Genomic DNA, 8840 nt, shown 5'->3' with positions numbered 1-8840 from the left:
ATATACAATGCTGTTTTTCTAATGGCGGTCATTAGAAAATGACAAGAAGCTTTTTCTAATGACCGATTTGGGTTTAAGGGCGGTTCAGAATAAGTTCACCGACTCTTTTATGCCCCAATCCTCACGGCTCTTTCATTGAAATTGCGCATGACATGAGCTGATACCGAAGCAAATGCAGCACATGTTTTGATAACCAAAAAAAACAGGAGATATATCTTTGCATATACCTCCTGTTATTCTTTGATGAAAAAGATTGAACTTACTTCACCATCTTTTCCATTTCTTTTGTTCGGCTATCGTCAGCTCCGTAAAGCGTGTAGTAGCACTGATATAACGGATAACTCCAGTTGGCACGTTCTTTATTTGGGTCTAAGTCACGTGCTTTCTCTAAATATCCCATTGATTCTGTGTACAAACTCTTTTGCTCTTGTGACGTGTTAAGTGCCTGCGCTTTTGAGTTGATACAGAAACCTAAATAGGTGAGTACGAGCGCATCCTTCTCATTGATAGCAATTGCCTTTTTATAACCAGCAATCGCCTCATCCCATTGACCTGCATTCATGGCTGACTGTGCTTTCATTGCCAATGCCATAAAGTTATTAGGATCTTTCTGAAGCTTCTCAGAGATAAGCTGATTCAGTTCCTCTTTCTTGTTCATATTACTGTACATGGCACTCAAAGAACCGAAAACTTGGTCACTACCATTTTCTTGTACATAGAGCTGTTTCAAACTCTCAATTGCTTTCAGCGAGTCGGCATTAGAAGTCAAACCTTGCGTAATCAAGTATGATTTCAGGTTCAAAGCCTCTTTATGTGTGTCCTGTGCTGTATCCTTGAGAGCTACATCCACATATTGATGTGCCAAATCTACTTTTTTATTCTGATAAGCATAAACGGCAGCCACACGAGCCACTTCACCTAAATACTGGTCGTAAGCTGGTTTGTTGGCTACATCCTTGAATAAATCGGCTTCAGACGAACTTACATACAAACCAAAGTTTTTCATTGCACTCTGATTGTCGTTCTTCTTACTTGCCTCTTGTCCCCCATTGATCAGTTGTGGACGGATATTAAATAAACGCGTCTGATTGTTTTTATGAAACTTAGGTCTCACTTTTCCTTTCGCATTTGGCATCATGTCGTATTTATCCGCTTCGACACCAGCTGTAATGGCAGCGTACACTGCATCATAGTAACCAACTGTATCATAAGGTTGTGTGTCCCCTTTCTTCAGTTGTTCTGCGAGCATGTTCTTCTCAATGATTTCTTGCTCCTTGTTTACTTTTTCCATCGCAAGGTCTACCAACTTGTTGTAAGCCTTTGCTTTCTCTTCATTACTTGTCAATTGAGATAAATTTGATTTAATCAAACTTTCTGCCTCAACAAATGTTTTTGCGGACAGGATGGCTTTCAATGCGTCACTATCAGCGGCAAATGCCGTTGAGACTCCTAAAGCCATGGCTGCTAAGAACATTAATTTTTTCATATTCTTACATTTTTAAAATTTATTTTTAATTTAACTATCACTATCATTTTCGTCTTCGATATCATCAAAATCCACTAAAGGCGCATGGCCTTCCTGGTCTTCAGCAGGCTCTGACGGTCTCGATTCATTTTCTTCATCTTGTGTTTTATCCCACTCTGAACGGTTATCTTCTTCAAAAGAAGCTTCTAATTCCGAACTCATCGTGCGACACACACTAGCAATGATATCATTTTTCTTAGAGAGATTGATTAAGCGAACCCCCTGTGTTGCTCTACCCATCACTCTACATTCTGCAACAGACAAGCGAATGGTGATACCGCTTTTGTTGATAATCATCAAATCGTTGTCATCGGTCACATTCTTTATAGCTACCAAACGTCCAGTCTTGTCGGTGATGCTCATGGTCTTCACACCCTTACCACCACGATTGGTCTTGCGATAATCTTCTACTAAAGTACGTTTACCGTATCCATTTTCGCTGACAACCATCACTGTCTCGTTAATAGGATCATCAACAACTATCATGCCAATCACCGCATCGTCGCCGTCGTCAAGGCGCATACCGCGTACACCAGTGGCTGTTCTTCCCATGACACGAATGGTTCGCTCATCAAATCTTACAGCCCTACCATTACGGTTTGCCATAATCAGTTCGTTCTCACCGTTGGTCAACCGCACATCTACCACTTCATCGCCCTCGGCAATATTGATAGCAATCACACCGTTGGTACGTGGACGTGAGTAAGCCTCTAAGCAAGTCTTCTTCACAGTTCCATTCTTTGTGGCGAACACTACGTAGTGCGAATTGATGAACTCTTCATCGTCCAACCCACGTAATCTCAAGATGGCATTGATAGCCTCGTCGCTTTCTATATTCAATAAATTTTGAATAGCACGACCCTTCGAGTCCTTTGTTCCTTCAGGGATGTTATAACACTTCAACCAGTAGCAACGTCCTTTCTTAGTGAAGAACAACATGGTTTGATGCATCGTGGCTGGGTAGATAAACTCTGTAAAGTCGGCATTGCGATGAGTAGCGCCCTTTGACCCTACACCGCCACGAGCCTGCTCACGGAAGTCGGACAGTGGTGTTCGCTTGATATATCCCAAGTGGCTCACCGTTATCACGACAGGGTCATTGGGATAGAAGTCTTCGGCATTGAACTCATGCTCATCAGGAATAATTTTTGTACGACGGTCGTCGCCATACTTTTCCTTCACCTCATTGAGTTCGTCCTTCATTACCTTTTTACATAGTTCAGGATCGGACAAGATATTCTCCAAGTAAGCAATGAGTTTCTCCAACTCCTCGAACTCTGCATGCAACTGTTCCAAACGCAAACCTGTTAACTGCGACAAGCGCATATCAACAATAGCCTTGCTCTGCAACTCATCCAAGTCAAAGCGTTTCTCCAAATTGGTTTGTGCCTCGGCTGGCGTCTTACTGCCTCGAATGATGTGTACTACTTCGTCAATGTTGTCGCAAGCAATAATCAGACCCTTGAGGATGTGTGCTCTGTCTTGTGCTTTCTTCAGTTCGAATTTGGTTCGACGAATGGTTACATCATGACGATGCTCCACAAAATACTTCACACACTCTTTCAGACTTAGCAAACGCGGACGTCCATTCACCAAAGCGATGTTATTCACCGAGAACGAACTTTGCAAGGCTGTCATCTTGAAGAGCTTGTTCAAAATCACATTGGCATTGGCATCACGCTTGACATCAATCACGATACGCATACCTTGGCGTCCCGATTCGTCATTTGCATTGGCGATACCGTCCAGCTTGCCTTCTTTCACCAAGTTAGCGATGTACTCAATCAGCTGTTGCTTATTAACGCCATAAGGTATCTCGGTGACAACAATTTTATCATGACTCTCATCACTTTCTATCTCTGCTTTGGCACGAAGTATGATGCGTCCACGTCCTGTTTCGTACGCATCCTTAACACCCTGTAATCCATAGATATAACCTCCTGTAGGAAAGTCAGGTGCTTGGATATATTGCATCAGCTCTTCCAAGTCGATGTCAGGGTTGTCGATATAAGCGCAACAACCATCTATTACTTCACGCAGGTTATGCGTTGGCATGTTCGTAGCCATACCCACAGCAATACCGTTACCACCGTTTACCAGCAGGTTAGGTATCTTTGTAGGCATTACAGTGGGTTCCACCAACGTATCATCAAAGTTGTTAGCCATATCCACGGTGTCTTTGTCCAAGTCATCCATGATATGCTCGCCCATCTTTGCCAATCGACATTCTGTATAACGCATGGCAGCTGCGGAGTCTCCGTCAACACTACCAAAGTTTCCTTGACCGTCTACAAGTGTGTAACGCATGTTCCAATCTTGCGCCAAACGCACCAAAGCGCCGTACACCGAACTGTCTCCGTGGGGGTGATACTTACCCAGTACCTCGCCCACTACGCGCGCACATTTCTTATAGGGCTTGTCACTGGTGTTGCCGATGCCTAACATTCCGTACAATATACGGCGATGTACAGGCTTAAATCCATCCCGAACATCTGGCAAGGCACGTGCTACAATGACAGACATCGAATAATCTATGTAGGAAGATTTCATCTCTTCCTCTATGTTAATCTTAATAATCCTGTCGTGATCGACTGTTTGATTTTCGTCCATTCTCTAATACTAAAGTTTTATTATATCCATAATGTAGAAGTCAACTATTGCGATAATCACAGCACTTCTATCGTGTACTTTCTTATTTTCTAACGTTATTTTTTACCACGAAATTGCCTACAAGGGCATTTTAATTCGCTTAGCGGCGTTTTGTGGCGTTGTAATCATGTGCTAAAGTACGATTTTTTTTTGAATAAAATCGCTTAGAAGCAAAAAAAATCACTAATTTAAGCATTATTACGACATCTGGATGTGGAAGCCACTATCTAACAACACTTCCCAAAAACCGTCATTTCGTCTATACACCTATTATTATATATAAGGATAACGGTGTTTGAAGGTCAGGGTGAAGATTCATTGATGAAAGCTATCCAAAATCAAAAAAACGGACAGTTCAAAAAAGTGTGAATTGTGATGAGTACACGCTCCACTTCTCTTGATACATGACAAGAAAATAAAGATTTTTGGAAAAAATAACCGATAATTCTCACTGTGTGGGTACACAATTTTATATTGTAAAAAAAACATGGAAAAACATTTGGAGGAATTAAAAAAAACGCTAACTTTGCAACTGTTATCCTGAAAACAATCTTTTTACCTTAAAGGACTAATACCTATTGAAGATTAGAGGCGATCGTCTGTGAAGACCGTTGCCTTTTTTTATTTTCCATACTTTTATGATTTTCTACCTCCTTTGTCCATAACTCCATTCACACAATTTCTAAAACAAAAGCGAGGGTGATGGAATGACGAAGAAACAGGGATAGAAAAATGGGCATAAATGTAAAATAAAAGTACTGTTTTTTAACACTTCAGCAGTTGCAAAATAGAAAAATAGTAAAGCCAAAAATCCGCTTTCTAAACGCATTATTTCCTTAAGTCATGATAACAACGAGCTTATCATAATGGAGTTGTACCCTTAACCCATGTGAATAGCACCACTATTATCATGAGATAACTGCCTTAAATGGCTGGATGAACAGCCAAAATAGACGAAAAAGAGCCACTTTTCAAGGTTATATCAATGCTGCAACCACCTACTTGATGAGCTTTTTCACCACTAAATAAAGACAAGTTATTATTAGTCAGAGACTTATAAAACATGCCTCAAAACTTGAATATTTCTGACCAAATAGTCATTCGCTTACAAATATGGAAGTTTTGGAAGTGCCTTTGTTAAAATAATTCATAACTTTGCACCCATAATAATTCGCCAAAAGCTCTTTTTAATTTGATGCTTTCGGTACTGCGATGCAACGCACACGCCTCTACCCTCTCTTGCCTTTGTTGCGCTTACTCTTCCGAGAATTGTTTGATTCGTTGCTCTTCACTTAACTTGCAAATCAACAAGACGCCATCTTTTTCAACAACGATATAATCGTTAAGTCCCTGAATGACCACCTTTTTAGATTGTGTAGCGTGCACGATGCAGCGGTTGGTATCGTATAAGAAAATATTTTGACCAATGATACCATTGCCATACAAATCCTTATTGGTATGAGCCAACAGCGAGCTCCATGTACCTAAGTCGCTCCAACCGAAGTTCGCAGGACAGACAAATATCTCCTCTGCCTTCTCCATAATGGCGTAGTCGATAGAGATATTCTCACATTCGCCATAACGAGCGTCTATCACTTCTTGCTCCTTCGCAGTACCGTAGACGCTCATCATGCTTTCAAAAATATTGGCAATGGCTGGAACATAAACTCGAAAGGCATTGATAATGGTCTTCACATTCCAGATAAAAATTCCCGCATTCCAAAAATAATTGTTCTGCTGAATATACGTTTGGGCGGTTTGCAAATCGGGTTTTTCACGAAACTTATCCACTCTGAAAATCTCCTTATTGCGCAAGGAACTCGTTGACAGGTCGGCTTGAATATATCCGTAGCCTGTCTCAGGATAGTGAGGTTTCATCCCTAAGGTAATGATTGCATCCGTTTCGCTGGCAAACTTTAACGTAGACTTAATAATACGTTGAAGCTCAAAAACATCCGTTACAATATGATCGCTCGGTGCAACTACGATATTGGCACTTGGATCAATGGCTTTGATTCGCCAACTCACATAAGCAATACAAGGCGCAGTGTTGCGACGCATCGGTTCTTGCAAGATATTTTGAGCTGGAACCATGGGAAGTTGTTCTTGAACGGTAAGCACATATTTCTTGTTAGTGACAATCCAAACGTGATCCAACGGGCAGATATCCTTGAAACGCTCCAAGGTAAGTTGTAAGAGCGACTTGCCAACGCCTAACACATCAATGAACTGCTTGGGCTTTTCCGCTGTACTCATCGGCCAAAAGCGACTCCCTACACCGCCTGCCATAATTACTAAATGGTTGTGTGATTGATTCATATTGTCATTCATCAAAGTTATTTCATTGCAAATATAAGCAATATAAATCATAAAAAGGAACATCGCTTAAAAATTATTTTAATGTCAATCCTTAGAGATGTAGATGATGCACCACTCTTATCAAGGTGCGAGAAACGAATATAATATAGGTGGTAGAAACATTCCATACCGAAAATTATGGATAAAAACGCATCGCTTTCGTTGCCTATGTCAGTACAAAATGCTATCTTTGCAAAAAGAACGGTAAGCATCATTCGTATCCTTGCCGTTCCTTCACATAACCACTAAGTACTATTTACAAGAACATCAACATCATAACATCAATCATATGAACGACATTCAGTTAATGACACGTGCGGCTGACAACATACGAACGCTTGCTGTGTCTATGGTAGAAAAGGCAAACTCTGGTCATCCCGGTGGTGCCATGGGCGGTGCCGACTTTATCAATGTTTTGTTTTCGGAGTATTTAATATACGATCCAGATGATGCCACATGGGCAGGGCGCGACCGTTTTTATTTAGATCCCGGACACATGTCACCCATGCTTTATGCGACTTTGGCACTCCAAGGCAAGTTTTCTATTGATGACCTCAAGAATTTCAGACAGTGGGGTTCGCCTACAACAGGTCATCCAGAGCGAGATGTGACAAGAGGGATAGAGAATACTTCGGGTCCACTTGGACAGGGACACACATTTGCTGCAGGTGCTGCCGTTGCTGAAAAGTTCTTAGAAACAAAGTTAGGCTCGGTCATGATGCAGCATAAAATTTATGCTTACATATCCGATGGGGGTATTCAAGAAGAAATATCACAAGGCACAGGACGCTTGGCAGGAGCCTTAGGTCTTAACAATCTGATAATGTTCTATGACTCTAATGACATTCAACTGTCCACAGAATGCAATGCCGTAACTGCTGAAAACACAGCGATGAAATATGAGTCATGGGGCTGGAACGTCATTACTATCGACGGCAACGATGTAGCTGAAATTCGTCAGGCACTGGATAAGGCACTTCAAGAGAAAGAACGTCCTACGCTCATCATCGGTAATACCATTATGGGAAAAGGGGCATTACAAGCCGACGGTAGTAGTTATGAGCGCAATGTCAAGACACATGGCGCACCTTTAGGCGGAGATGCTTACAAAAACACGATTGAAAACTTAGGTGGTGACATCCATCATCCCTTTGCCATTGCCGAAGATGTGCAAGCATTGTATGACAATCGTGCAGAGGAACTGCGTAAAATTGTTGCGCAACGTCATGCTGCAGAAGACCAATGGAAGGCTCAACATCCAGAAAAAGCCACCCAAATGAAGGAGTGGTTCTCGGGAAATGCACCGAAAGTAGACTGGAGTAGTCTTACTCAGAAAGCTGGTGCAGCCACCCGCAACGCCTCATCTGCATGCCTAAGCCTTTTGGCTGAACAAGTGCCGAATATGGTTTGTTCGTCCGCAGACCTGTCAAATTCGGATAAGACCGATGGTTTTTTGAAGAAAACACAAAGCATGGTGAAAGGCGACTTCAGTGGTGCATTCTTCCAAGCAGGTGTCAGTGAGCTGACTATGGCTTGTATGTGCATCGGTATGTATCTACATGGAGGAGTAATTCCTGCGTGTGGTACGTTCTTCGTCTTTTCTGACTACATGAAGCCTGCCATTCGTATGGCGGCATTGATGGAAGTTCCAATCAAATTTATTTGGAGTCATGATGCGTTCCGTGTGGGCGAAGACGGTCCTACACATGAGCCCGTTGAACAAGAAGCCCAAATAAGGTTAATGGAAAAACTCAAAAACCACAGTGGAAAAGACGCTGTCCGTGTATTCCGACCTGCTGATGTTGAAGAGACTACGGTATGTTGGCAGATGGCTATGGAGAACATGGAAACTCCAACAGCACTTATCTTCTCACGTCAAAACATCGAGAACTTACCCGAAGGAACTCCCTACCAAGAGGCAAGGAAGGGCGCATATTTCGTGGCTGGTAGCGATGAAAAGTTCGATGTTATCTTGTTAGCCAGCGGTTCAGAGGTGTCTACTTTGGTGGCTGGAGCACAACTCTTGAGAAAAGAGGGTGTGAAAGTTCGAATTGTAAGTGTGCCTTCTGAGGGGCTTTTCCGTCAACAAAGCTGCGAATATCAAAATGAGATTTTGCCCAAGAATGCCAAGATTTTTGGCTTGACAGCAGGACTTCCTGTTACTTTGGAAGGGTTGGTAGGAGCCAACGGTAAGGTCTTTGGACTGGAAAGCTTTGGCTACTCTGCACCTTATAAGGTATTGGATGAGAAGTTAGGCTTTACGGCAGAAAACGTTTACAAACAAGTGAAAGATTTTTTAGCAAAGTAA

General features: G+C 42.1%; 4 protein-coding genes. 1 reads left to right on the top strand and 3 read right to left on the bottom strand.

What is annotated here, in order from left to right; genetic code table 11:
- Nucleotides 1-259 precede the first annotated feature (259 nt).
- From DEM91_RS00535 to DEM91_RS00525, 3 genes are all read right to left on the bottom strand, one after another.
- Nucleotides 260-1486 carry a tetratricopeptide repeat protein gene (locus DEM91_RS00535; RefSeq protein ID WP_249857457.1) on the bottom strand — a complete coding sequence of 409 codons (1227 nt, stop codon included), beginning with the start codon at nt 1484-1486 and terminating at the stop codon, nt 260-262.
- A gap of 30 nt (nt 1487-1516) precedes the next feature.
- Complete coding sequence (gene gyrA, locus DEM91_RS00530; RefSeq protein ID WP_249857456.1) at nt 1517-4135, bottom strand: DNA gyrase subunit A; 2619 nt, start codon at nt 4133-4135, stop codon at nt 1517-1519.
- Between the two features lie 1293 nt (nt 4136-5428).
- The gene (locus tag DEM91_RS00525) at nt 5429-6493 is read right to left on the bottom strand and encodes a mannose-1-phosphate guanylyltransferase (protein WP_249857460.1); all 1065 of its coding nucleotides are present in this window, start codon (nt 6491-6493) and stop codon (nt 5429-5431) included.
- A 328-nt stretch (nt 6494-6821) separates the two neighbouring features.
- Here DEM91_RS00525 and DEM91_RS00520 point away from each other — a divergent pair, with 328 nt between their 5' ends.
- Complete coding sequence (locus tag DEM91_RS00520; RefSeq protein ID WP_249857455.1) at nt 6822-8840, top strand: transketolase family protein; 2019 nt, start codon at nt 6822-6824, stop codon at nt 8838-8840.

Source organism: Prevotella sp. TCVGH (assembly GCF_023522295.1).
Lineage (GTDB): Bacteria > Bacteroidota > Bacteroidia > Bacteroidales > Bacteroidaceae > Prevotella > Prevotella timonensis.
This window is presented reverse-complemented; position numbering and strand designations above follow the sequence as displayed.